This window comes from Ferrimonas kyonanensis DSM 18153 (assembly GCF_000425405.1).
In the GTDB taxonomy this organism is placed as follows: Bacteria; Pseudomonadota; Gammaproteobacteria; order Enterobacterales; family Shewanellaceae; genus Ferrimonas; species Ferrimonas kyonanensis.
Genome location: NZ_AUDJ01000047.1, coordinates 1 through 23,783 on the forward strand (window position 1 = coordinate 1; position 23,783 = coordinate 23,783).

Here is a 23,783-nt window from a genome sequence, read left to right on the forward strand (position 1 = left end):
AGGTCATCAAACGCATGGCCTACGGATACCGGGATAGCGACTACTTCTTCTTGAAGATACGAGCCGCTTTTCCCGGTAATGCGCGATGAACCTTTAGTTTTAACCTTGAGAAAGACGCTGAATTCTCGCCTGCGCAAAAATGACGAAAGGCACAGACACTGGGTACCCGCGTGCGCGGGCACGACGGAGGGGGGTTTAAAGTGCGAGGGGAACCTGCTGCACCGAGCTTTGCGGAAACCACAATAACAACTGGGCTACCGCAAACCCCGCCAACTCGCACTGTCGCCCTTGCCAGCGCGAGGGCCCAGTGACTTCTGCCGTTCAGGAGGCCATGGCGTCTATCAGGTGAATGACACCGGACCCACTGCAGACCCAAAAGCCGCCATTGTCCGGCAAAGGCGCAATCTCGTCGCGACGCACTACCCCGTGGGTTGCCAGAAAGAAAGCGGCATCATCGACGTTATCGGTTTCCACGTGCAACCAGATCTCCAGTTGACTGATGGTCTTAACCTCAGACAACACCAGGCGTTTGTCGCCAAAACAGAAACAGTGAGCACCCAAGCCCTGGTCCACGTAATTGGCGTCCTCTTCCAACGCCAAAACGTCGCGATAAAAGCTCAAATTACCCGGGTACTCATGAGGGGGGATACGAATGATGATGTGTCGTCCGGCCTGAAATCGTGGTCTCATACTGCCATCCTCTAGCTGGGGCCCAGTCCTTGGGCATGAGTACCATCATAGAACAGGGTCATGCCACTGTCACAATCAATGCAATGGCGACTGCTTATTGAAATTCGGTTCAACCGCCCCCATAACCTTGTCATGTCCTCAAGGAGCCGAGCCGTGACCTACCCGATATACGCCTTTAATCAACATGGAGACCTGAAACCGCCGTTGTGGCTGTTTGTTCTGATGGCGTTTTTAGGCCGAACCTGGCTGTTGATGGCCATCGCCGCCGCCAGCCGCAGCACCGGCTCCGACATTCTGGCGCTGTTTTACCCCAGCACCCATTACTTCTATCTGGGTCTGCTCTCCGGGTTACCGGTCGTGTTATTGACGATTCTCGGTCGCTTTAAAGGCGGCGACCGCCAGTGGATAAAACGAGTCTGGCAGCAAGGCAAATGGATTCTGATGGCCAACTGGCTGTTGGATCTGGTTCTGCAAGCCAGCGCGCTTCACCATCAACGGGGCGACGTTGCCCTGTATCAGGCGCTGCCGCTGTTAGCCAGTTTCTGGTTTGGCTGGTACCTTATTAAAAGTCGGCGCATTGGCCACTACTTCGATGGGGCACACGTTCTGTCTCACACCAAAGTAAGAAGTTAGCGACGCCATCGGCTTTCGGTATAGAATGGATCTCCTGAAAAATAAGGTAAAAATATGGAAATGTTGACCCACTCCCTGGCTGGTATCGGCCCCTTTTTCACTTACCTGGTGATCGGTCTGGCACTGATCGCAGTATTCAAGGTGATCTATTCCGCCATCACCCCTTACGATGAGTGGGGACTGGTTAAAGAAAACCAGAATCAAGCCGCTGCCATCGGCATTGGTGGAGCACTGGTAGGCTTCACCCTGGCTCTGGCTGCAGCCGCCAGCAACTCGGTATCGGTCACCGACTATTTGCTATGGGCCGGCGTGGCGCTGTTGGCCCAGTTACTGGCCTTCACCGCCGTCCGCTTTGTCATTCTGCCGGGTCTGGTAGAGAAAATTGAACAGAATAACGTTGCCGCCGCCATCGTGCTGGCCGCCATCAACATCAGTGTCGGCCTGCTGAATGCGGCCTGCATGAGTTACTAGGAGACTCCTGTGAAGCGCAGTCGCTCTATTTTGTCACCCCGATTCAAGAAACAGCTGACCGTTCCCACCGCCGCCGCCATCAGCGTCTCGCTAACGCTGACAGGCTGCAGCCCGGAACCGATGCAGGAAACCGCCCAGGTCTATCGCAACGTCACCGAGTGCATTCAGGTAAATCCCGGCCAGGATCAACTGTGCCAAAGCGTCTTTGGAGAGGCCCAGGCGCTGGCGGAAGAGACCGCTCCCCGCTTTAATTCGCTGGCCGATTGTGAACTCGAATTTGGTGCCGAGCAGTGCACCGGTGGTGGCGATTTTGCCACCGACCTGGCTGGCGATGTGAACACCTTGGCGGACGGCGAACAATACGCCGATAACGGCGGTGGTGGAGGCTGGTTTATGCCGATGATGTACGGTTACATGCTCGGTAATATGCTCAGCGGTTCCCGCAACAAATACCGCACCGCTCCGGTATACAGCTCCAAAAACGCCCGCTCACCACTGAATGGCAAGCTGGTCACTGGTGCCGGTGATGTGGTCGGACGCAGTGGCGACCGTGTTGTCCGTACCAGCCCCAATAACTTCACCCCGAAGAAAGCCACTAATGTCACCCAACGAGGAGGCTTCGGTAAAATGGCGCAGGTAAAATCGGCCCAAGCGGCCAAAGCCCGCAGCAGCGCTCGTAAGAGCTCCAGTCGTGGCTGGGGCGGCTAATGCAACGTCACCTTATCACCCCGAGAACCAACTGGCAGCAGCAGGCCGAGACCTACGGTTTTAACTTCCATACCATGTATGGCGAGCCCTATTGGGATGAAAGTCGCTACTACGCCTTCACGCTGGATCAAATTGAGCGGGATCTGGAAGACCCCACCACTGAGATCAACCAGATGTGTCTGGAGGTAGTGGACAAAGTGGTTCAGGACGACGCCCTTCTGCGTAAATTCGCCATTCCCGAAGCTCACTGGGAGATGATCGCCCGCTCCTGGCGCCTGAAGGACCCGGCTCTGTACGCCCGACTGGATCTGGCCTACGATGGCAGCGGTCCGGCTAAGTTGCTGGAAAATAACGCCGATACCCCCACCTCTCTGTACGAGTCTGCTTTCTTTCAGTGGCTGTGGCTGGACGAACGACTGAAGGATGGCACAGTGGCCGACGGCAGTGACCAGTTCAACAGCATTCAGGAACAACTGATCGCCCGCTTTGCTCAACTGAAACAGAGTTGGCCACCGGTACCCCTGCACTTTGCCTGCTGTCAGGACACCGACGAGGATCGGGGCACGGTGCAGTACCTACAGGACTGCGCTGAAGAAGCCGGCCTGCAAACGCTGTTTACCTATATCGAGTCCATCGGTATCACCCCTCAGGGTGGCTTTGTGGATGGAGACAACCGCCCCATGCACGCAGCCTTTAAGCTGTATCCATGGGAATTTATGTTACGGGAGGAGTTTGGCGACTACATCGACAAAGCCCAGACCCGGTGGCTGGAGCCAAGCTGGAAATCGGTGCTGTCCAACAAGGCCCTGCTACCGATGTTGTGGAAACTGTTCCCCAACCACCCTAACCTGTTGCCGGCCTATTTTGCCAACGAACGCCATCTGGCTAACGAATCCCGCTTGGTTGAAAAGCCAATCTACTCCCGTGAAGGCGCCAATGTCCGCATTCTCGACGGCAACCAATCTATCGCCGACAGTGATGGTCCCTACGGCGAAGAGGGCGTTATCTACCAGGCGTTTCAGGATTTACCTAAGTTTGGCGACGACTATGCCCTTATCGGCTCTTGGTTGGTGGGCGATGAAGCCGCCGGGATCTCGGTACGGGAAGATCACAGCCTGATCACCCAGGACCTGTCCCGATTCGTCCCCCACATCATTCTGCCCTGATTCGAACAAATCGCAGGCACAAAAATGCCGCCTCATCGGGCGGCATTTTTTCTGCTTGGTCCGACTTAGAAAATCAAGGAAGCCAGGAAGCAGATGGTACCCAGAGAGCCAACAACGGCGCCCAAAGCGTATTTAACATTAGTATCCATGGACATCACTCCTTAGTCCGACAACGGTTGACACCAGCTTAACCGCTGTGCTGGGTGGCTCAAGGCACCTCTGTCGCAACTGTGCTCTGGATCACAGTGATAATACCGTTCAGTCAGATTGAAAAAATCGGTCCATTAATATCGTGCAAACAGGTGCTTAACAAAAGTTACTGTAACACCACCGCCGTCGCCAGCAGCAAGAAAATCACCGCACTCACCCGATCCACCCAAATACCGTGGCGCTGCAACCAACCCAGTAAACCGGTACGCCCGATTCCCAGCGCCACCGCAGCGTACCACAGGGCATCGATGCCACCGGCGGTGGCCATCATCAGCAGTTGATCCCCAAGGGTGAGATCGGCACGCACAAATTGGCTGAACAGTGCCAGGAAGAAGATCGCCAGCTTGGGGTTGAGAAAGGCCACCATGAAACCACCACCGAACCCGACAAAACGGGTTTTACTCGGTGCACTCTGCCCTTCGGCATCAGGCTTGGCCAGCAGAATCTTAATCGCCATGTACACCAGAAATGCTGCACCGGCGTACTTAATGCCGTCAAACAGCCAGGGCGTCTGGCTGATAAGCAACCCCAGTCCCATGGCCGTGATCAACGCATATAGGGCCACGCCAATGCCGTGGCCCAGAGCGGTCCGCAGGCCAGTGGCCGTGCCCCGTTGCACTGTGTTATTGATTACCAGCGCCAGGCTGGGACCGGGACTGAGGGCACCCAGTACGCATACTGTTGCCAGAGGCAACCAAGTTAAAAACGTCATTACTGCTTTACTGCTCTATTCACTATCAATGTTGCCTTCAAGCTTACTCACATAACAACATTACCAAAAGCGATAGTTACTCATGCCTACAAGTCGTTTTAGTAATACCTATCTGCACAAAATGATTCAGATGGTCGCACAAAAACGGAAACGCCAGCTCGCGAAACCAGCGATGAGCCGGGTCCTCATTGAAGCGGCGGTGCCACAGCAACCGGTAGTGCTGGCGGGCACAGTCGAACGGCAATCGCTTCACCACCATCGGCGCTTGCTCCGACATCTGAGCGGCAATGTGCAGCGGCGTCGTCAGCAGCGTTGGCGTGGACATCAGCAGCCCCAGTGCCGACTGGAAAAACGGCACCTGAGCAAAACAGCGGCGCCGGTGCCCCAGAGCCTGCAACGCGGTGTCCACTGGCGAGTCCTTGTCACCACCACCGCTGACCCGCAAATGCCCAAATTGCAGATACCGCTCCAGCGTCAGAGTTTGCTCAGCCAAAGGGTGATGCGCCGACATCAGCACCGCCAAGCCATCTTCCCCCTGGTCCCGCCGAGCCACATTATCCGGCACCGATTCCACGATGGTAGACACCAGATCCACAGACAGACTCGCCAGTTGTGACAACTGCCCCTTGTCCCACAAACGATACTCCAGTGTTACCAGAGGAGCCTGACGACCCACTTCGGCGGCGATGGCGGGAAAGATGTGCTGGGCTACGTAATCGGATGACGAAAACACCAGAGTGCGCCGACACTGGCTCGGATCAAAACTCTGGGGCAAATACAGGGCATCCAGTTGCTGCAATTGCTGCGGCAGGGTCAGTTGCAGCGATTGCGCCTTAGGCGTCAACAGATAGCGTTGACCTTCACGCACCAGCAAAGGGTCTTCGAAGTCCTGTCGCAATTGATGCAAGGTTTTGCTAACCGCCGACTGGGTCATATGCAGATTTTCTGCCACCCGGGTCAGGTTGGGTTGCTGTAACAACGCCGACAACACTCTCAATTGATTCAGGTTATGGCGCATGAGCCCTCCAACAGACAAGATCTGTGGCCATGGTACTCAAGTTCCCAAGCCCTGCAAACTCCCGCGCCGCTAACGAGCAAGCATCAGGCGCGGTCGGCCGGTTTTTCCAGCCCCACCACCCCCTCTGTGAGCCATTGAGGCAACCACGACAGGGCTTCGGCGACCCGTTCGCTTTCCGTCATCGCCGAGTTGTACTGAGCCAATTCCAACGCCCGCGACCAGGGCTGACCGGACTTTAACGCCGCCAACACCGTTGCCTGCAGCGCGCTGATTGGGCGCCGATGCACTCGATAGCGATGCCGGTACAGCATTAATTGTTGCCGACCCGGCCGCGGCGTCGCCACTTGCTGCCGCGATAGCTGCGCCATCAGTGCCATCATGTCGAGATCGCACTCAAAGACCCGAGTGGTCGGCGGCACCCATACCGGCGGCAATTGCCACAGCGGCAATGGCAACAGCGACGGCTCATTTGACTCGAGCCCTTGAGCCCGAGCGACCTGAGATTGTGCGGTTTCCACCTGGGCCAGTTGACCGGGCAGGCGCCAGCGCCAAGGCTCAAAATTCGCTTGTTTCGGCTGAGTCAACTTCAGGTAATGGGTAAAACTCTGGCCCAAATCAAACAGGGTGTAGCTACTTGAGGGCTTAAACTCCAAAAAGCCCATGGCAAACAGGCCAAAGGTCTCCTCTCCCAGATAACGCCTGAGCAGGGGAAATTCCGCTTTTAGGCACTCGATCAACCTAAGCCGATAGCCCCTCTGGTACACCAAGGTTCCCTGCTGATCGCCAAACTCGGCTCTGGGATAGGCCAGCGGGCTGTCACCGCTCCAGCGGTTAGTCAGAATTCGCTGTAGCAACCAGCTCTGCTGATGTTTCAGGTTCGATGGGTTCATGGGCCGTTACCGTTGTGTGCAAAGGAGTGGAAAGCGGCTGGGTCGCGCTGGTCGGAACCACGTCCGGTATCCGTCCGGCCAGCACCTCACGGGCCAGTTGGACCTCGCTCACCAGCTCGGGAAACGGTGGAATACGATCGTCCCACTCCAGCAGCGTACTCAGCGGACCGGTACGCTGAACCAGTTGTCGATACAGCTGCCAAACCGGCGTTGGCACCGGCTGATCGTGGGTATCCACCAGGTGAGTGCCGCAGTCGGTCGGTCCCGCAAGATGGCACTGCACCACATTGGCGGCGTCAATGCCGTCCAGGTAGGCCTGAGCGTCCCAACCGAGATTAAAGCAGGTCACATAGACGTTGTTGACATCCAACAGCAAGGCACAGCCACAGCGGGCGCACAGCTCATTGAGAAACTCCCACTCGTGGAACTCGTTTTCCGAAAAAGCCAGGTAGCTGCTGGGGTTCTCCAATACCAGAGGCCGGTCCAGAATTTCCTGCACCTGGGCTACCCGAACACAGACGTGATTCAGACTTTCCCGGGTCAGTGGCATCGGCAACAGATCATGACTGTTGATCCCTTGCAGTCCGGTCCAGCATAAGTGATCCGACACCAAGGCCGGCTGCAGTTCATCCGCCAGCCGTTTAACTTTATACAGGTACTCCACATTGAGCGGGTCGGTGGAGCCGATGGAGAGCGACACTCCATGCATCGCCATCGGCAGCCGCTCTCTAAGCGTCAGCAGCACGTGACGGGCATAGCCATAGTTATCGAGGAAGTTCTCGGTGATGATCTCCAGCCAGTCAACGCCCAGCGCCGCCGAATCCCGCTGTGCCATTAACCAGGAAAAGTGACAGCTACGAAGCCCCACTCCCAACCCCAGCTCGGTAGTTATCTGTTGCATAGCGTCTCCCTGCAACGGGGGCCGGGCCCCCGTTCAATAGCACTAGGTTGAGGGTGGAAATGCCAGGCGCAGATCGCTGGCCTCCGGCGCGTTACCGGCCAGCTTACCTTCGCTGGCCATCACTTTCTCATAGGCTTTCCAGGCAGTGGCGTACACCGAATCGCCCTCGTCAAAACTCAGGGTCTGCTCCAGCTTCACCGAGTCCTTATCCGCAAACAACTGATACAGCGCCATGGTGCCGGATTTCGGGAACCGCTGAGAGGCGGAAATGGGCACGGCACAGCCACCGTAACTGCCACAGAAGTTGTCGCCCGGCGCCGTGTACAGCTCATCATCGCCGGTCTTGGCCACCATGGCGTTACAGCCACTGCCCCCCTTGGTGCTCTGTACAAAGCCGCAGCCGCCCTCCCCTTTGCAGGCGTTAGAGCCGCGGCAGGTATGAAACACCTCCTTAGACGCACACTGGTTGCCCTCGGCGCTGTCACCGTAGTCCAGCCCCTGACAGGCATGGTACAAGGGTGCAGAGTCACCGCTGTGGCGCTCAAACTGGCCCAGGCTCAGGTCCGGTGCCTGGCCAAACACCGCCCAACAGATAGAGATGCGATCCCCGGAGCCCGCCATGGAGGGAAACGGGAAATCCGTGTTTGGCGTGCTCCAATAGTCATTCAGCACCGTGGTGATGCCGGCGATGGCGCCGGCGGCAACCCGGCTGAACAGCTCTAGGTTGCCATCACGACTGTCCGGGGCATTGAGGCGATTGAGCGCCCCGGCGACCTCTTCGGCAGTGGGAATGCCGGCGATGGGCGCCGCCCCCTCCAGCTCCAGCATGCTGGCCTGCCAGCTTCTGGGCTGATCGGAAGCGTTATGCCACTGCGACCAGGTGGTCAATTGACCGGACTCCAGCAAGCCTCGCACCTGCTGGAAGCGATCGTAATGATCCACCACCCCACCAAAGAAGCGGGCATGGGCATCCGCCGACTCCACCTGCTGGCCGTCGTCGTTATAGCTGACGTAGTCGTTCTTCAGGGCATTAAAATCCGGCTGATAGTTGGGCTTGACCGCATCACCCACCATGCCCTGAGGGCGTACCGCCACCTGTGGCCCCTGCACCTTGAGAGTGGACCCTTCCCCCTGATCGGTGATGGCGTCCATCATGGTCAGGATCTGCGCCTTGGCTTCGACGGCCGAGCCAGCATCGATGACGGTATTGAGGTGAGGAAATTCCGGACTGCAATGCCCCTCACTCTCGGTATTAAACAAGTCGTTCTGAATCGAGTCCGGCTTATACAACGCCTCTATCAGGGTGGTACCATCGCTGTACTCCAGATTCAGATACAGCGCCAGACATTCGTACATGGCGGCGATGGTGCCAAACATCGGCAGATCTTTCTCGGTATTGTCTGCGGTCCAGCCGTCAAACGGCACCTGCTCGGACAGCGGCCCTTTAGTCACCAGATAGTCGCCGCGTTTGCTGTCCTGGATCAGCGTTTGCAGTACATCCGCCGGCTCTTCGATGGCCAGAAACAACGCCACGGTGTTGTCGTTCACCTCGCCCAGCGACACCGTTACGCTCTGGTAAACCGTGGTGTCTTTCAGGTTGATGATGTGGGGAATGGTGGTCTTGGTCTCGCCATAGCAATGCCAGCCCAGGGTGCCCGGGTCTTGAAGCAGCGGACTGGTAAAGCAGGGGCTGCACTGATTTTCAGGGGCATTTTTAGTCAACGCGTTGAATATATTCGACGCCAATTGCAGGTGCAGCATCTCCTGAATGAACACGCTGAAGATGGTGTTAAAGCACTGCTGGTTGGCGGTTTGTACCTTAGCCGAGGTGGACATGCCGGGCCACAGCCGCCCTTTATACAGGGCATTGTCACCGATAATGGCATGCATCCCCTGCAACGAGTACATGGCGGTCATGTACAGGGGAATGGTGAATAACTCCACATTTACGGCGGCTTGAGCCAGTGCCCGTACGGCGGCAATATCCGCGGGGCGATTATGAATGGCACGCTGTTGCAGGGCCGGGTTGGCCTGCAGGTGCTGACGCACTGCATTTTCAAAATACATGGGTTCTCCTTAACCTTGAGTCGTGGCAGACGCTCCTGTCCACCGTTGCACGCGGAAGCACTTCCGGTGCAGACTCCAAAGCGTAGGAGAAATCCCCGTGGCTGCAACTGCCGTCCCTGACGCTACGACCAAGTCACCACTAAAGATCCGCTACGGCCCGCCCATCAACGCCGGGGCAGCCTTGCATTTAGCAGAAACAGAGAGGCTCGGGTCGGGACATTGTCCGACACAGCTTTAAGTGATTGCCCCACCCAGGGAGAGTGGGGCAGGCAAGGTTACTTGGCCTTGAGCCGATTTGGATCCGAGTCCCCCTGGTAATGGAACACCAATCCACGATCGTCCACATCCAGCATCAGTTTCATGATCAGATGGTAGCTTTGCATCGACTTCAGCTGATTCACCAACTCAGGGTCCAGCGCCTTAGCCCAGTCCATTGCCGGCAGCATCGCCTGCTGATAGTCCATCGTTACCGCCATCAGTCCATTGGCTGTCAGCGGCTCCGCACTCATGGCCTCAGCCACCCTGGCCCCTTTGTCACCGGTATGCAGCATCAATTGACTTTCGCTCATCTCCAGCATGATAGGCTGCAGGGCGTATTGCAGCTGAGGAACCCGGTCTTTGATGTCCACCGCCTGCTGCCCCGGTTTCAGATCCAGACTGGCAAACTCAGGGCTCACCATCTTGATGGCATTAAAGGCCTTGGTGGGATCCTTGGCCGATACACTCATCAATAGGCTGTAGGTACTCAAGGTTCCATCACTACGGCTTTCATCAAACGCGTAGTCATAGACCCCAAGGCCCAACCCTTGAATCCCGTCGGTAAAGCCGGAAAACAAAGCCAAAGATTCCGGAGGCACCTGCTTAAGCTCTTGTTGTAATTGGGCCAACTGCGGGCACTGATAGGACACGTCCAACATCTGATCCCGAACCTCAACCAGCCCCTCTTGCAGGGTGTCGGCATTAATCCCCAGCGCCGCTGCAAACATCGGCTTAGTGGCATCAAACAGGCTCTGTGGCACAAAGCCACGCAGTTTATTCAGTGCACTCAACATCGGTTGGTTGCGCGACTCAATGATGGTGTCACTGCTGATGCTAAAACCGTCACCCAACGCCTCTATCCTGGTCTGGAACACGGTTCTTGGCCAGTTGACCACAATACCCGACAGCTCTTGATAACAAATTGGATCCTGCAATTTCGCCAACTCCTGCGGGTCATCGGCGAGGCGATTGATCTGCTTGGCCATGGTGTTGCCCGATGGGGTCATCAACCCGGTTAACAACTGCTGGTGGCTGATGTAGCCAATGTCACCAGAACTGAAGCGGTTACGCTGACGTATCTCATCCAGGATGCCGGTGTCCGCCAACGCCTGAGCCGGCCGAGCCTGAGCAAAAGCGATGGCCAGTTGACTGGCGTCCAGCAAGGGCGCGCCAATGACCATGGTCATCATGCCGTCAACCTCGGCAAACCACAGCTCCAGCTGCTCATCCACATCATCCAGCGCCAGGTCATAAACCCGGGCTTCAATACCGCCGATGGTACGGGTGTTGTGCATCGCCCCGCTGTCGGCCTCAATTCGGCCCAGGGTCTGCCAGAACGCTTGCGGATTCTCCACTTGCCACTTAAACACCGGCGCGGCACCGATAGCATAGGTATAGAAGCGCACAGTGTCGCCGAGACCATAGTCCTTCACCAGCTGGTCAGGGTCCTGGAGGCCCTGTAGATAGTTCAGCAAGAACGCCAAAAAGAACTTTTCATCCACGTCTTTGGCTTGCTGCAACGATTGTTGCAGCTGCTGCATCTCGCTGTCGGACAATTGGTAACTGGCTGCCGACGCCCTCAGGTAGGCCCGAATGGGAAACGGGGTCTCCTGGGCCGAAAACCAAACGGTATCCGCCGGAACAAAACTCGCCATCCCTGAGGCGGCACTCTGCGGTTGCTGCGTGTAGATATAAGCGCCGACGGCCGCTGCTGCGACAACCGTTGCCAATGCCAGTTTCTTCACCCTATTTCCCCTGTCGATGCCGCCGATACACTCCGAGGACACCACTTGTTCCCGGGTCAACGACGATGGTAAGTAATGCCCCTATAGTGTCAAAATACAATAGGAAGTCATTGAAATTTATCCTATATAGGACAGTAGCAAAGGCCCAATCACCAGTCCAAGAAAATCGCTGCCGATGGCAAATGACCACACTCGGGCCTTTAAGCTCACGGCGGTAACGGACCGAATCAGTGTAGCGAAATCAGGCTGAACAGCGACTAACCCGGCCGAGACGCCCCACCACCAAGGTGAACACCAAGGCCGCACAGGCACTGATGGACAGCACCGCCCCCAAGTTCTGCAACTGCGCCACCCACACCATTCCCATGCCCAGTCCCAGATAATAGCCGCCGCCAAACACCGCTCCGGCGCTGCCGGCCACCTGTCGGTAGTCAGCCAACGCCAGGCCCAACACATTGGGAATGGCGATCCCAAAACCAGTCACGACCATCATCATCGGCAGCAACAACCAGGGGGTCCCCTGAAGCAGCCAGACTCCGGCGGCTGCGGGCAGCGTCGCCAAAGACGCGACCTGAAGCAATTGCAGCGATGACCATTCACGACCGAGCAGAGTTCGGTTTATCCAGCCACCCATGGCCGTTCCCAGTGCCAACACCACGCCACTGGCACCAAACTGGGCAGAACTTAAGCCCAGATTCTCAAACAGAAAAGGACCCAGAGAGAAGTAGCTGAACAACATCAGGTTGAACAGAGACACCAGGGCGCCGAAGCACCAGATTTTCGGGTCGGCCGCCATGGCGGCGGCCACTCGGTGCAGCGGCGCATTCGAATGCAGTGATGGCCGAGTCTCTGGCAAGCGAGCCAGGGTCAGAACCACTAACATCAACGCCGTAATCAGCAGCGCCGCAAATACTGCTCGATAGCCGCCCAGGCTGACCAATGCACCGCCACTCCACAGCCCCAACAATGGACTGAGGGCAATGGCAACCGCCATTACCGAAAAAGCACGCGCCAACTGTGAGCCTTGATAGCAATCGCGCATTATGGTCTGGCCTATCACCGAACCGACCGCTACGCCAAATGCCGACAAACATCGAGACGCCAATAACCATTCAAAATCCGGAGCCCACAGCGCCAGCATGCACCCCAGCGCATACAGCCCCAACCCCGTTAACATCACCGGTCTTCGGCCGAAGATATCCGCGGCTCGACCCCACAACACCACCCCAAACGCAAAGGCGACGAAATACACCGACAACGTCTGTGAGGCACTGTGTTCGGCCACCTGAAAACCGGCGGCGATATCAGTCAGCGCCGGGCTGTAGATGGTTTCCACCGTCTGTGGAAACATCATTAGTAGAATTATCAACCACATTGGTGGCACGTTGGATTTCATAGTCAATCTCTCCTCTATTCAATGGAGCGATAGCATAGAGAGTTTGAACATGTCCGATTACAAAGATAAAAACAAAAAACATCAAAAAAAGGACAAACTAAGCTACCATGAATGACTCAGCCCCTTAACAGGCAACCTATGGCCATACTTTCCCCCAATGCCCGCTTCGATGCCGATGCCCTGCCCCAAGGTGTCATCGGCATCGCCACCGACGTCGGCCAACACGACTCCGGCGTCCATCGACACCGAAAATCTCAGCTGTTGTTTGCTGCCCATGGCTGCATGAGCATCTCATTGCAAGACCGCCATACCGTGCTGCCCCCCACCTGCGCGGCCTGGATTCCGGCCGGCATCGACCACTGTGCTCGTATGCGCAATGTGGTGGCTTACCGCTCGATCTACTTCGACACCGCACAGTTTGAGCAGGCGCCAACCCAGTTGCAGGTGTGCCGGGTTAACCCGCTGTTAAGCGCTTTGATTGAGCGTATGGCCCTGTGGCCCTGGGAGATGGACAGTGCCAAGCAACAGCTTGTGCTGGCCCTGTTCTGGCAGGAACTGGCCGCTGCCGAGCAAGAACAACTCAGCCTGCCGATGCCTACCGATCCCAGGCTGGCAGCATGGCTCGAAAGCTTGCACCTGGGAGCCCTGCCCAACCCACTGAATCAACTTGCCGCACAACTGGGCATGAGTGAAAAGACCCTGAGTCGATTGTTCAGCCGCCACACCGGCATGCCGTATCAATCGTGGCGGCAACAGTGGCGGGTACTGCGGGCTCTTGAGTTACTGTCCGAAGGCCAGTCAGTATCCCGAACCGCCGACGCCCTGGCGTTTGCCAGCGACAGTGCGTTTATTGCCTTCTTCCGCCAACATCGGGGCATGACGCCTCGACAATACCAGCAACGATAAGGCTGACCGCATAAAAAAGGCCACCTTAAAGGTGGCCTCAAGGTGCATGGCATCATGCATTACTGCAGTTTAAATTTGCCCACTACAGACTTCAGCTGACTGTTGGCTGCCGCCAGGTTCATCGACTCCTGTGCCGTGGCTTCGCCATTGGTCGCCAGTTGCACCACGATGTCGCGAATGGCGCTGATGTTGCGGCTGATCTCGCCAGTCACCGAGCTTTGCTCCTCGGCGGCGGTGGCGATGTGGGTGTTCAGATCGTTAATCTTGGCCACCGATTGCACGATGGTGTCCAGATCATCCGCCACCTGAGTGGTGCTCTGAGCGGTGCGCTGACAGCTGGTTTTGGTGTGGTTCATGGCGGTCATCGCCGACTCTGAGCCGCTGTGCAATTTACTCAGCGTCGCCTCAATCTCAGCGGTGCTGCTCTGGGTCCGCGCAGCCAGGGCCCGAACCTCATCAGCCACCACCGCAAAACCGCGCCCCTGTTCGCCGGCACGGGCGGCTTCGATGGCGGCATTCAGCGCCAGCAGGTTAGTTTGATCGGCAATCTCTCCAATCACCTTAAGTACATTGGTGATGTCACTGGTGTCTTTGCTGATCTCAGTGATGTTATTGGCCGTCGTGTCCACATCCCCCACCAACTGCGACACCGTGCTGGTGGCGTCCAACACCACCCGCTTAGACTCAGACACCTGCACATTGGTGCTTTGAGTAAACTGAGAGGCATTCGCCGCGTTGCTGGCCACATCGTTGGCAGTGGCACTCATCTCCTCGATGGCAGCCACCACCTGCTCGGTTTCGGTGGTGTGGGCTTCCAATACCGCATTATTGGAATCGGTCTGGTTCTTCACCTGCTCAACACTGTGGGAGATGTGCGCCGATGACTGCGACACCTCCAGCATCAGTGATTGCAGATTGATTATGAACTGATTGATCCCTTTAGAAATCTGACCTAAATCATCGTCACTGGTCACCGGAAGACGGCGGGTCAGGTCGCCATTGCCCTGAGACAGATCCATCACCACCTCTTTCAACGCCAGGATAGGACGGTACAAGCCGTTGAGAGTGACAACGGTCAGGCCCACGGCAGCCAACAGCATGATCAGCGATGACCAGATGGCGGTTTGCAGCGCCTGCTCCACCACGGCGTACGCCACCGATTTGTTGACTCCGATAAACAGGTACCAGCGTTTGCCGTTCACTAATTCAATGACCCGAGTAAACGCCAATTTATCGACGCCATCCAGAGTATAAGTGGTGCGATTCTCCGGTTGTGCCAACATGGAGATTCGCACATTGTCCATGCCGATATCAGCAAAGTGAACGCCCTCGGTCAGACGATTGGAGTTGGAGGCGATCGCTTTGCCCGAGGCATCCATAATGGCGGTCACCGCGCCAGGAAAATCCACCGCTTTTACTGTCTCCTCGAGGATGTCCAGTTCAATGTCCCCCAGAATGACACCATCGGACACCCGCTTCATCACCGAGACAATGTGCTTGCCGTTACTGGCATCTTCATAGATATCCGTCACCCCCAATCCGGCGCTGGCCTTTCCCTGCTGATACCAGGGACGCTGACGAGGGTCGTACTGGCGCGGATCGGCCACGCCATTGCTCCAGTAGCCCCCCTCGATGGTGGAATAGGCCCGGCCGGTGTCCAGGCCATATAACACTTGGCTGATGCCGCTGAGTTGCCTGGCCATGGCGGCGGTCTCTACATAGTAATCGCTGCTCTCGTTAACGACATAGTGCTGTGCCAAGGTGTCAATGGCGTCACTTTTGCCTTTGAACCAGGCCTGAATCTTGTCTGCTTCGTAGCGGACAATGGCTTTGGATTGGGCATCAATGCTGGTAATGGTGGTGGCTTTCAGGTTGGAGTAGGACAACCAGTTCGCGGTCAGCAAACACACGGTGACCAACATCACCACGGCGGTAATAATTGAACGTTTAAACCCAAGAGATTTCACGTACTGTCTCGACTGTTCTAAAGGAATGAAAGGAAAAACTCTCAGAGGTCACTCAGACCTACTGAGAAAAAGGACGGGCACCTGGACCACCCCGAGGCGGACAGCAACGTCGACACCAAAGATTGGTCGGTATTATGAATAAAGAGATGTTACAAATGGGGTTAAGCCGGTTATCAGCCACTAAGAGCGACTGCCTTTAACGCAAAACCACATTCGGATACCCGTATTTCCTCCAGCCATAGCGACCGCTTCAGTCGCTGACTTTAATTCAATTAGCACCAAAACGGTCAAATTTTCCCATCGCTGAATCAGCGAACGCTGACCACCCTACCCTGCTCAAATTGCAACCGGTGATCACCCAGTCGCTGCGCTTGCTCCGGTGAATGGGACACCATCACAATGGTCAGCCGTCGAGACAAGGTGGTGATCAGGGTTTCTATCTGCAGGGCCGTCTCGGGATCCAGCGATGCAGTCGGTTCATCCAACAGCAGAATCTGTGGCCCCAGCGCCAGAGTTCGTGCCAGACACAACCGCTGCTGCTGGCCTCCGGACAATGAGCCTGCGGCTACATCCAGACGATCGGCCACCTCAGGCCACAGCGCCGCTTGCTCCAATCCCAGTTTCATCCGTTCACGGGCCTGAGCACGGCTTAGGCCCGCCACCACGGTCAAGGGCAGCATCAAGTTATCGGCAATGCTGCCCGGCAACAGCTGTGGGTGCTGAAATACCATCCCTACCCGCTGGCGCAGATACGGCAGACGATTCTGTGGCAAAGACTCAAGCTGCAGCGACTGACCATCCAGCCGCAGCTGAATCTGGCCTCGAGTATGACAATCTGGGTAGCTGTCATTGAGCCGGTTCAATGCCCGTAAAAACGTGGTTTTTCCAGAACCGGACGGGCCACTGAGTACATGCACCTTATGTTGTTCCAGGGTCAGATTGACCCGCTTCAAGACCTCAGTCTGGCCAAAGCGAACCGACAAGTCATTAATCTGGCCGATCATGGGATACCTCTTGATTCAATGTGCCCCACCGGCGCCGGGAGGCGGCCCGCTGCAGGGCCCCGGCCATCGCAAACAGGGTGGCGGTCAACAACATCAGCGTCAATGCCGCGCCGAACGCCATGGTCAACTCCTGCTGGCTCTGGTATTGAGCACTCAGGTAAAAAATACTGAATGGCAGAGCCTCAAAGCGTTGCAGCAGTCCACCAGGCAACCCGGCATTGACCACCGCACCGGTCAGCATGATCACCGCCGTATCTTCAGCGGCTCGGCCGATGGCAAGCAGAATGCCGGCCATGATGCCACCACAAGCCTGAGGCAACAGCACATGCCAGCAGGCCTGAGACTCCGTCATTCCCAGCGACAACGCCGTTTGCCGAAGTTGCGGCGGCAGAGACTGCAACGCCGTGCGCGTCGACACTGCCAGGTAGGGAACGATCAACATCGCCAGACAGGCTGCCGCCAGCAGCAGACTGGTATTGGCGGCGGGGAAATACCACTGGCGCAGAAACAGGATCAGAGTAAAGCCGAACAACCCCATTAAAATGGAGGGCACCCCCGCCAACACATCCACCGCCACCCCCAGACAACGGGACAGACGGCCGTCGGCGGCGGTGGCCATCCACACGCCGGTCGCGATCCCCGGCAGCAATGCCAACAGCAACGACAACAACACCACCGTCAGTGTGCCCACGCAAGCTGGCCAGATGCCATCCCAGACCGGTACCTGCCCGGTCAGCGCCGGCCACAACGGTGCATCGCCGACCAACAGCGTCGGCCCCAGGGCCGCCGCACCGGTGACCATCACATACCCCAACAAGGTTAGCACCGACGTCATCACCACCGTGGTGGCCAACACTGACCAGCCGACCATCAATCTGCTCTTACATTCTCTCATGGCTGCCAGCCTTTCAGCAGCGCCCGGGTCGTCAGGGTTAGGGCGGCACTTAGCCCCAGCAATATCAAGCCGGAGGCAAACAGAGAGTTGTACATGGCACTGCCTTGCTCGGTCGCCACCACCAGGCCAATGTGCGCCGTCAGAGTTCGAATGGAATCCAGCACGCTGCCAGTCAGTTGAGGCGCGTTGCCTGCCAGCATCATCGGCAACAAGGTATCGCCCACAGCTCGGCCAAATCCCAGCAGGGCCGCACTGATCATGGTCCGACGACAGCGAGGCAACACCAAGTAGGTCAGGGTTTGGGGATCGGTAAAGCCCATCGACCGGGCCGCGATTTTAAGCTGCTGCATTAACGGCCGCATCTGACTGTCCAGCATCGACACCATCACCGGCAGGATCAGGAGCGACAACACCAGCGCAGCCGCTAACAGCGAAAAGCCACTGCCGACACGAAAACTCTCCCGCAGCAGCGGTACCAGCAGAAACAGCGCCGCGATGCCATACACCACCGTCGGCACGCCAGCCATCAAACGCACCACGGTACGCACCGACGTCGCCAACCAAGAAGCACGCGCCAACAGAGCAAACGCCGTTACCCCCAAAGCCAAGGGGCAGGCCAACACCAGTGCCATCAGGGCCACCAGCGCCGACCCCACGACCATGGGCAAAATGCCATAACGGCCCAACTCCGGTTGCCACTGGAATGTCAGCAGCGTCTGTGAAGCGTTCACAAAGACCGGCAATGCAAACCAGCCGATGGCCACAAACAGTGTCGCTATCAGCAGCAACACCAAGACAGCCATCGACGTCGTCAATCGCGGGTATGGCCTGTGACTCATCATTACTGAGGCAGAGGGATGTAGCCAGACTGGCTCACGTACTCGGCCCCTTGCGGGCTATAGATAAAGTCGATGAACAAACGGGTTAACCCCTGAGGCTCGCCTTTGGTGTTCATGTACAACTTGCGAACAATGGGGTACTTGCCAGAAGCGCAGGCTTCATTGGTAGGCACCACGCCATCGAGAGCCGGCGCACGCACCGAGTCATCGATGTAGCCCACACTGGAGTAACCAATGGCACCGGGATCGCGGGCCACTGAGGTTTTCATGGCGCCATTAGAGGCAACGACGTTGGCAAAGGAAGCCACCGACTGCTTGCTCAGCAGTTTCTTTACGAATACGGCACGGGTGCCACTGGCTTCGTCCCGGGTAAACAGGTTAATGCGGCGATCTTCCCCTCCCAGCTCCTGCCAATTTTCGATGCGACCGGCGTAGATGTCGATCACCTGTTGCTGAGTCAATTGGGTTACCGGGTTATTCGGATTCAGAATGACCGCCACGCCGTCGATGGCGAAGGGAAATGACACCAAACCATGAGCCGCTTCAGAAGGTTTCAGTGCCCGACCGGTATTACCAATGGCCACCAGGCCTTTGGCCACTTGCTGAGCACCGACGCCGGAGCCGCCACCGGCAATGGTGATGCGAATGTCCGGGTTGGCGGTCATGATCGCCCGTGCTGCCTGCTTCATCACCGGAATGTGAGCCGTACCGCCGGCAATATTAAGGGTTCCGGTCTGGTCCTGAAACGCGTCCAGATTGGCGGCCTGAGCAAACGCCGACAGACCACAAACAAGCAAAGCAAAAAGTCCGGTGTGTAACCGCATAAACACGTCTCTCTATACTGGTTAATTAAGAGCCAAACCCGAGTGGGCACTAAGAGACGGCAAGAGTACGCCTAGCGCAGCGCAATGACAACGCGAGCGAATGTAAAATAGTTGATTTACATCAATGGATTATGAAAATATTTTTCGATAAAAACGGATTAATCACTGGGTCAGACACGTCAGACGCTGGCATAACCGGCACCACGGCACCCCGGTTAACCATAACAAAACAATAAGAATCAAATCAGTTAACACAGGAAAGGGCTAAATAATACGCATAACTGAACGGCCAAAAGCGGAAAAATCGAAAACTAGAAGCTGAAAATAAAGAATGATATTTTCTAAAATACAAAAGGTTAAGAGTTAAAACTTTTTCTTTTCGTCTATTCTGAGTAATACCGAATAACACTAGGTCAAAACTCGGACTTTACAGCATCACGCCAAGCCATTACAGTGTGACGGTCATTCATCACGATCTGAGACTCATGCAGCGCCTTTCATTTCCAATAACCTTGGATCCTATTCCAACCACAGCGCATAGCCCGAGCTTCACTCAGGTCTCCGTCGTCGTCGTCATTATCTGACGCTGACGGTTTTGTTTTTCGTCAGCTTCGCTGGCGAAAGCAGAGTCCTTCCTCCTCTTTTCTCGCCAACACGCTGACCTTTACCACTGAAGGTAGTTGCTTTGAGAACTCGAGACATCACGGCCATCGGCTTTACCGCATTTGCGCTTTTCCTTGGCGCTGGCAACCTGATCTTTCCGCCCTTGCTGGCGCAGCAAGCTGGCCACCACTGGCTAACCGCCATGGGCGGCTTTTTGCTGTCTGCCGTCGGCCTGCCGGCGTTGACCCTGTGCGTGCTAGGGCGCCTGCCTTCGGTGGCGGCACTGACCGATACTCTGCCTGTCTGGCTAAGAAACGGTTTCTGGCTGCTGGTGTTTGCCACTCTGGGGCCGGCGTTTGTGCTGCCTCGGGCGGTCACCGTCGCTTACGAGATGGGGCTGGCCCCCTTTATCAACGCCGACGCCCTGCTGCCCTTCTCCCTTGCTTTTTGTGGCCTCAGCCTGTTACTGGCGCTGAAACCGGGCAAATTGGTGGACATCATTGGCAAATTCATGACCCCGGCGCTGATTCTAATGCTCACCACCCTGGTCATCGCCGCCATTCTCAGCCCTCAAGGCACCCCACAGGTCGCCATTGAGCGCTATCAAAACGGCGCACTGGTCAATGGGTTACTGGAAGGCTACATGACCCTGGATGCCATTGCGGCGGTGGCGTTTGGCTGGGTTATCGTCCACGCCATTAAGCAAAAAGGCGTTCAAAACCGCCAGGAGATTCGCCGCTACAGCGATGCGGTCGCCGGCATCTATGTGGTACTGATGGGGACCTGCTATCTGGCCATGGGGTATTTGGGGGCCACCGCCTCCCACATTGCGCCACAGGCGGCAAATGGCGGTTACATTCTGACTCAGTATGCCGCCACGGTCCTGGGCCCGGCGGGCCAGCTCCTATTAGGCGCCATTACCCTCACCGCCTGTTTGACCACCATAGTTGGCCTGACGAATGCGAATGCCGAGTACTTTCAAAACAACCACGGCATTACCTTTTCTCGTTGCGCAGTGGCTGTGCTGTCACTGACCGCTCTAGTCTCCAATGTGGGTCTGGAGCAATTGATTCGGTTCAGTCTGCCCCTAATCCTGACCCTGTGCCCCATCGCCATTGCCCTGGTGCTGGCCGCCGGCTTGTCTTTAAACCGGCATCGCTACCTGTCTGCGTTGGTGCTGACCATGAGCCTGTTTGGTGGCATTGATGCACTGGCGGTACTGGAACTGCTCCCCCCCTCTGTGCATCAAGGTCTGTCTCTGTGGCTGCCACTGTATACGCAGCATCTAAGCTGGTTACCGCCCTGTGTAATGCTGCTGGGGGCACTGTCCCTGTCCAGACGCCATCGGCAAGATCTGTGTCCTCAGGTCTAATCCCGAATGCCTCAAGACCGCGACACTTGCATCTGACGCCCAACGCCTACAGCGGCGCCGCCCGCTTCTGCAGTCCGAACCGATCGGCATCGACGCCCTGCTTCCAATAACCAACCGCAAACAGATTGAGCCGGTCGATGCCAATCTGTTCTTGCAGGGGCGCGCGCAGGGCTCGAATCTGGCCGGCCTCCAGCGCTAAAAATACATGGGTGTCGGTGGCCATACTACGGGCGGTATTCAGCACCACCTGTTGCAACGGCTCAGAGCATTCATCTTCGATGATCCAGCAGGTATTCAGCCCGCTGTCGTAATCCAGCTCGATGACGTCTTCCCGAGTCGGAACAGTAATCAAGGCTCGAACGTCCGCCTCCGTTCTGAACCTGGGCAAGTAACCATTGATGGCATTGATGGAGGTTAGATCGCCCACCAACAGATAACTGTGATGCTGATAGTTGGTCAGTTTCATCGGACCTGGGCCGGCAATGCCCACCCTGTCGCCCACGGCCGCGGTCGCTGCCCAGTCGGTTGCAGGCCCCCGGTGCCGATTAATCACAAAATCCAGCGACAGCTCTCGAGTATCCGGATCAAAGGCGCGAATGGTGTAAGAACGCATCTTTTGCAGCCCATCCACTTCCGGCAACACCACCTTGACGTAACCGCCTTCCATCCCTTCCGGAAACGTACTGAGACTGTCGCCGGTGACCACGATTCTGCGCAGGTGGGGAGACAAGGGAATGACCTTGGACACGTAAGTGGCTCGAGGGGTGGGCTTAGTCGATTTCATCGGTCTCTCCTGCAACTTGAACCTGAATAACATGGTTGATAAAATCAACCATATCGCAACCTAGTTGACAAAGTCAACCAATGAGGCCGTTTGCCATGAACCAGAATGCCATCTCAGATACCCTGTTTGACCTTATCCACGCCTACAAAAAGGCGATGCGTTCAGAGTTAAAGGCCAAGCAATTGGGGTTAAACGCCATGCACGTTAAGTGCTTAACCTACATTGCAAATCAAGACACCTGCACCGCCGTTGACATGGTTGGGCACCTGGGCCGGGACAAAGCGCAGATCGCTAGGCTAATCAAAGAGATGGTGGAAAAGCAGTGGCTGACAAAAACCGCCCACCCCCAGGACAAACGCAGCCAGTTGCTGACGCTGACCGAGCAAGGCCAACAGTTGGCAGCCCTGATTCAGCACACTCGCGCCAAGGTACAAAAGCGCATGGGCCACAACCTCACAGAGGCGCAATTGGCCACCTTCGATGCCATTGCCGCCACCATCACCGCCAACCTCAGTACTGACAACCATCAAGACTGACACACAACAACTCCTCGCTAAGTCGAGCTATTGCCGCAATCTTCTGATCAGGAAATCGATGACAGCTCGATTTTTCAGTGGTTGCTGCCTCGATTGGTAAAGTAAGTTAATTGGCATCGGTGCCGGAACAAAATCGGTCAGAATCTCAACAAGTCGACCTTGCTGCAACGGTTCCTGAAGCAGCAGTTTTGGCTGCAGAATGACCCCCGCATGATCCAGTGCGGCCTGCATCAGAACGTTACCACTATTGGTGGTTAAACGAGGCCTTGGCAACAGACGTTGGCCACTACCGCCATCAAAACCGAGACAATGATGCTTGCTAAGCTCTTTGGGGGTCAGAGGTATGCCGTGCTTTTCGAGGTACACTGGGGAAGCGCAGTAACACAATGGGTAATCGCCGATACGACGCACAACCAACGCAGTTTCGGCCAATTCGCCAATACGTATTAATACGTCCACCTGTTCATTGATAGTAATCCGCGCATTATCCAGTTGCAGCTCTATATCGATTTCCGGATGGCTGGCCATCAATTCGGCCATTAAAGGCGCAATCACCAAGTTACCGTAATTAACCGGAACATTGACTCGTACCAGCCCCCTTGGGTGTTTGGTGATCTGCTGCAGTTCGGCTTCAACCTGCTGCAGTTTGTCCAGTAACTGACAGCACTCCCCTAAGTAGAAGCGGCCCGCTTCGGTCAAGGTTTGTCGGCGCGTGGTGCGAGAGATCAACGAAGTACCGAGATGATGTTCCAGGCTTCTAATGTGTTTACCCACCATTGTGGCACTCAGGTTGAACTGCTCAGCGACCTTAGCAAAATTGCGCTGCTCCGCTACTGCCACGAAAACCTTCATGCTCTTGATTTGATCCACAATTAAAAACCCTAGGTTTATAAAGATAAAAACTTATGGTGGTTTTTAGGCAAAAAGAAGTCAACTAACATGGTTTGCTACGTTGCAACATTCGAGGTCAATCATGTCTCGCCCCATTAGCCTGACCGCCGTACTGCGGCTTAAACCCGGTATCGATGTTCAAAAAGGAATGACTGCCATTGCCGCATTTTGCTCCGACATGCGCAATGAGCCTGGCTGCTGCTTTGCCCATGCCATGCAGCAAAACGATGACCCTTACCGCTTCATTCTGTGGGAGCAATACCACGATAGTGAAGCTCAACAAGCACACTTCCTGGC

The 23,783-nt window shown here is 56.3% G+C and carries 23 protein-coding genes; 8 read left to right on the forward strand and 15 right to left on the reverse strand.

The annotated features are described in order from the left end of the window. Positions 1–321 precede the first annotated feature (321 nt). Complete coding sequence (locus H598_RS0113015; protein WP_028113407.1) at positions 322–690, reverse strand: hypothetical protein; 369 nt, start codon at positions 688–690, stop codon at positions 322–324. A 153-nt stretch (positions 691–843) separates the two neighbouring features. Between H598_RS0113015 and H598_RS0113020 the strand changes: the two genes are divergently transcribed. From H598_RS0113020 to H598_RS0113035, 4 genes are read left to right on the forward strand one after another with little or no spacing between them, the layout of a single operon-like run. After that, on the forward strand, positions 844–1,323 hold the full coding sequence (locus H598_RS0113020; RefSeq protein ID WP_028113408.1) for a DUF2919 domain-containing protein: 480 nt from the start codon (positions 844–846) through the stop codon (positions 1,321–1,323). Positions 1,324–1,377: 54 nt separating this feature from the next. Next, complete coding sequence (locus tag H598_RS0113025; protein ID WP_028113409.1) at positions 1,378–1,794, forward strand: DUF350 domain-containing protein; 417 nt, start codon at positions 1,378–1,380, stop codon at positions 1,792–1,794. A 9-nt stretch (positions 1,795–1,803) separates the two neighbouring features. Next, a complete protein-coding gene (locus H598_RS24270) occupies positions 1,804–2,502 on the forward strand; it encodes a DUF1190 domain-containing protein (RefSeq protein WP_051252709.1) in 699 nt (232 codons plus the stop codon). Beyond that, positions 2,502–3,668, forward strand: a complete 1,167-nt coding sequence (locus H598_RS0113035; RefSeq protein WP_028113410.1) for a glutathionylspermidine synthase family protein — start codon at positions 2,502–2,504, stop codon at positions 3,666–3,668. Before H598_RS24270 ends, H598_RS0113035 begins: the two co-directional genes overlap by 1 nt. Positions 3,669–3,984: 316 nt before the next feature. Here the strand turns inward: H598_RS0113035 and H598_RS0113045 are convergent, their stop codons facing one another. The 7 genes from H598_RS0113045 to H598_RS0113075 all read right to left on the reverse strand — a co-directional run bounded on the left by H598_RS0113045 (position 3,985) and on the right by H598_RS0113075 (position 12,823). Continuing rightward, positions 3,985–4,590 (reverse strand): LysE family translocator, encoded by a 606-nt coding sequence (locus H598_RS0113045; protein WP_028113411.1) that lies wholly within the window; start codon positions 4,588–4,590, stop codon positions 3,985–3,987. 76 nt (positions 4,591–4,666) lie between these two features. Continuing rightward, positions 4,667–5,608, reverse strand: a complete 942-nt coding sequence (locus tag H598_RS0113050; protein WP_028113412.1) for a LysR family transcriptional regulator — start codon at positions 5,606–5,608, stop codon at positions 4,667–4,669. A gap of 83 nt (positions 5,609–5,691) precedes the next feature. Then, positions 5,692–6,498, reverse strand: a complete 807-nt coding sequence (locus H598_RS25615) for an HvfC/BufC N-terminal domain-containing protein (RefSeq protein ID WP_084144465.1) — start codon at positions 6,496–6,498, stop codon at positions 5,692–5,694. Further along, on the reverse strand, positions 6,440–7,399 hold the full coding sequence (gene bufB, locus H598_RS24280; RefSeq protein ID WP_084144466.1) for an MNIO family bufferin maturase: 960 nt from the start codon (positions 7,397–7,399) through the stop codon (positions 6,440–6,442). Before bufB ends, H598_RS25615 begins: the two co-directional genes overlap by 59 nt. Positions 7,400–7,441: 42 nt before the next feature. Further along, the gene (locus tag H598_RS0113065; RefSeq protein ID WP_035415891.1) at positions 7,442–9,466 is read right to left on the reverse strand and encodes a ferritin-like domain-containing protein; all 2,025 of its coding nucleotides are present in this window, start codon (positions 9,464–9,466) and stop codon (positions 7,442–7,444) included. A gap of 275 nt (positions 9,467–9,741) precedes the next feature. Next, on the reverse strand, positions 9,742–11,469 hold the full coding sequence (locus H598_RS0113070) for a hypothetical protein (protein ID WP_028113414.1): 1,728 nt from the start codon (positions 11,467–11,469) through the stop codon (positions 9,742–9,744). 241 nt (positions 11,470–11,710) lie between these two features. Continuing rightward, positions 11,711–12,823, reverse strand: coding sequence for a multidrug effflux MFS transporter (locus H598_RS0113075; RefSeq protein WP_245595598.1), 1,113 nt, complete (start codon positions 12,821–12,823; stop codon positions 11,711–11,713). Positions 12,824–13,003: 180 nt separating this feature from the next. Between H598_RS0113075 and H598_RS0113080 the strand changes: the two genes are divergently transcribed. After that, a complete protein-coding gene (locus H598_RS0113080) occupies positions 13,004–13,771 on the forward strand; it encodes an AraC family transcriptional regulator (RefSeq protein WP_028113416.1) in 768 nt (255 codons plus the stop codon). Positions 13,772–13,830: 59 nt separating this feature from the next. Here the strand turns inward: H598_RS0113080 and H598_RS0113085 are convergent, their stop codons facing one another. The 5 genes from H598_RS0113085 to H598_RS0113105 form a co-directional block, all read right to left on the reverse strand. After that, positions 13,831–15,693: a methyl-accepting chemotaxis protein gene (locus tag H598_RS0113085; protein ID WP_051252713.1), complete on the reverse strand. Its 1,863-nt coding sequence runs from the start codon at positions 15,691–15,693 to the stop codon at positions 13,831–13,833. 353 nt (positions 15,694–16,046) lie between these two features. Next, positions 16,047–16,742: a phosphate ABC transporter ATP-binding protein gene (locus H598_RS24285; protein WP_035415892.1), complete on the reverse strand. Its 696-nt coding sequence runs from the start codon at positions 16,740–16,742 to the stop codon at positions 16,047–16,049. Beyond that, positions 16,726–17,613, reverse strand: a complete 888-nt coding sequence (locus H598_RS0113095) for a PstA family ABC transporter permease (RefSeq protein ID WP_211227299.1) — start codon at positions 17,611–17,613, stop codon at positions 16,726–16,728. Before H598_RS0113095 ends, H598_RS24285 begins: the two co-directional genes overlap by 17 nt. Before the next feature lie 20 nt (positions 17,614–17,633). Next, entirely contained in the window at positions 17,634–18,440 is an 807-nt protein-coding gene (locus H598_RS0113100) for a PstC family ABC transporter permease (RefSeq protein ID WP_211227300.1), read from the reverse strand. 38 nt (positions 18,441–18,478) lie between these two features. Next, a complete protein-coding gene (locus tag H598_RS0113105; protein ID WP_245595599.1) occupies positions 18,479–19,273 on the reverse strand; it encodes a phosphate ABC transporter substrate-binding protein in 795 nt (264 codons plus the stop codon). A 712-nt stretch (positions 19,274–19,985) separates the two neighbouring features. Between H598_RS0113105 and brnQ the strand changes: the two genes are divergently transcribed. Beyond that, the gene (brnQ, locus tag H598_RS0113110) at positions 19,986–21,275 is read left to right on the forward strand and encodes a branched-chain amino acid transport system II carrier protein (RefSeq protein ID WP_051252711.1); all 1,290 of its coding nucleotides are present in this window, start codon (positions 19,986–19,988) and stop codon (positions 21,273–21,275) included. A gap of 46 nt (positions 21,276–21,321) precedes the next feature. On the opposite strand, the gene H598_RS0113115 is transcribed toward brnQ, so the two are convergent. Continuing rightward, a complete protein-coding gene (locus tag H598_RS0113115) occupies positions 21,322–22,059 on the reverse strand; it encodes a siderophore-interacting protein (RefSeq protein ID WP_051252712.1) in 738 nt (245 codons plus the stop codon). Positions 22,060–22,154: 95 nt separating this feature from the next. Between H598_RS0113115 and H598_RS0113120 the strand changes: the two genes are divergently transcribed. Next, on the forward strand, positions 22,155–22,595 hold the full coding sequence (locus H598_RS0113120) for a MarR family winged helix-turn-helix transcriptional regulator (protein WP_028113423.1): 441 nt from the start codon (positions 22,155–22,157) through the stop codon (positions 22,593–22,595). Between the two features lie 27 nt (positions 22,596–22,622). Here the strand turns inward: H598_RS0113120 and H598_RS0113125 are convergent, their stop codons facing one another. Next, positions 22,623–23,465: a LysR family transcriptional regulator gene (locus H598_RS0113125; RefSeq protein WP_028113424.1), complete on the reverse strand. Its 843-nt coding sequence runs from the start codon at positions 23,463–23,465 to the stop codon at positions 22,623–22,625. A gap of 103 nt (positions 23,466–23,568) precedes the next feature. On the opposite strand from H598_RS0113125, the gene H598_RS26560 reads away from it, so the two are divergent. Beyond that, the coding region (locus H598_RS26560) for a putative quinol monooxygenase (protein ID WP_028113425.1) at positions 23,569–23,783 on the forward strand (215 nt) is incomplete at its 3' end.

What these genes read in the sequence shown, in the direction of transcription:
- H598_RS0113085 (WP_051252713.1), bottom strand. Translation starts at nt 15,693, where the DNA reads ATGTTGGTCACCGTGTGTTTGCTGACCGCGAACTGGTTGTCCTACTCC.
- H598_RS0113080 (WP_028113416.1), top strand. Translation starts at nt 13,004, where the DNA reads ATGGCCATACTTTCCCCCAATGCCCGCTTCGATGCCGATGCCCTGCCC.
- H598_RS0113120 (WP_028113423.1), top strand. Translation starts at nt 22,155, where the DNA reads ATGAACCAGAATGCCATCTCAGATACCCTGTTTGACCTTATCCACGCC.
- H598_RS0113065 (WP_035415891.1), bottom strand. Translation starts at nt 9,466, where the DNA reads ATGTATTTTGAAAATGCAGTGCGTCAGCACCTGCAGGCCAACCCGGCC.
- H598_RS25615 (WP_084144465.1), bottom strand. Translation starts at nt 6,498, where the DNA reads ATGAACCCATCGAACCTGAAACATCAGCAGAGCTGGTTGCTACAGCGA.
- bufB (WP_084144466.1), bottom strand. Translation starts at nt 7,399, where the DNA reads ATGCAACAGATAACTACCGAGCTGGGGTTGGGAGTGGGGCTTCGTAGC.
- H598_RS0113015 (WP_028113407.1), bottom strand. Translation starts at nt 690, where the DNA reads ATGAGACCACGATTTCAGGCCGGACGACACATCATCATTCGTATCCCC.
- H598_RS0113045 (WP_028113411.1), bottom strand. Translation starts at nt 4,590, where the DNA reads ATGACGTTTTTAACTTGGTTGCCTCTGGCAACAGTATGCGTACTGGGT.
- H598_RS0113025 (WP_028113409.1), top strand. Translation starts at nt 1,378, where the DNA reads ATGGAAATGTTGACCCACTCCCTGGCTGGTATCGGCCCCTTTTTCACT.
- H598_RS0113050 (WP_028113412.1), bottom strand. Translation starts at nt 5,608, where the DNA reads ATGCGCCATAACCTGAATCAATTGAGAGTGTTGTCGGCGTTGTTACAG.
- H598_RS0113095 (WP_211227299.1), bottom strand. Translation starts at nt 17,613, where the DNA reads ATGGTCGGCTGGTCAGTGTTGGCCACCACGGTGGTGATGACGTCGGTG.
- H598_RS0113100 (WP_211227300.1), bottom strand. Translation starts at nt 18,440, where the DNA reads ATGGCTGTCTTGGTGTTGCTGCTGATAGCGACACTGTTTGTGGCCATC.
- H598_RS0113115 (WP_051252712.1), bottom strand. Translation starts at nt 22,059, where the DNA reads ATGAAATCGACTAAGCCCACCCCTCGAGCCACTTACGTGTCCAAGGTC.
- H598_RS0113035 (WP_028113410.1), top strand. Translation starts at nt 2,502, where the DNA reads ATGCAACGTCACCTTATCACCCCGAGAACCAACTGGCAGCAGCAGGCC.
- H598_RS24285 (WP_035415892.1), bottom strand. Translation starts at nt 16,742, where the DNA reads ATGATCGGCCAGATTAATGACTTGTCGGTTCGCTTTGGCCAGACTGAG.
- H598_RS0113075 (WP_245595598.1), bottom strand. Translation starts at nt 12,823, where the DNA reads ATGATGTTTCCACAGACGGTGGAAACCATCTACAGCCCGGCGCTGACT.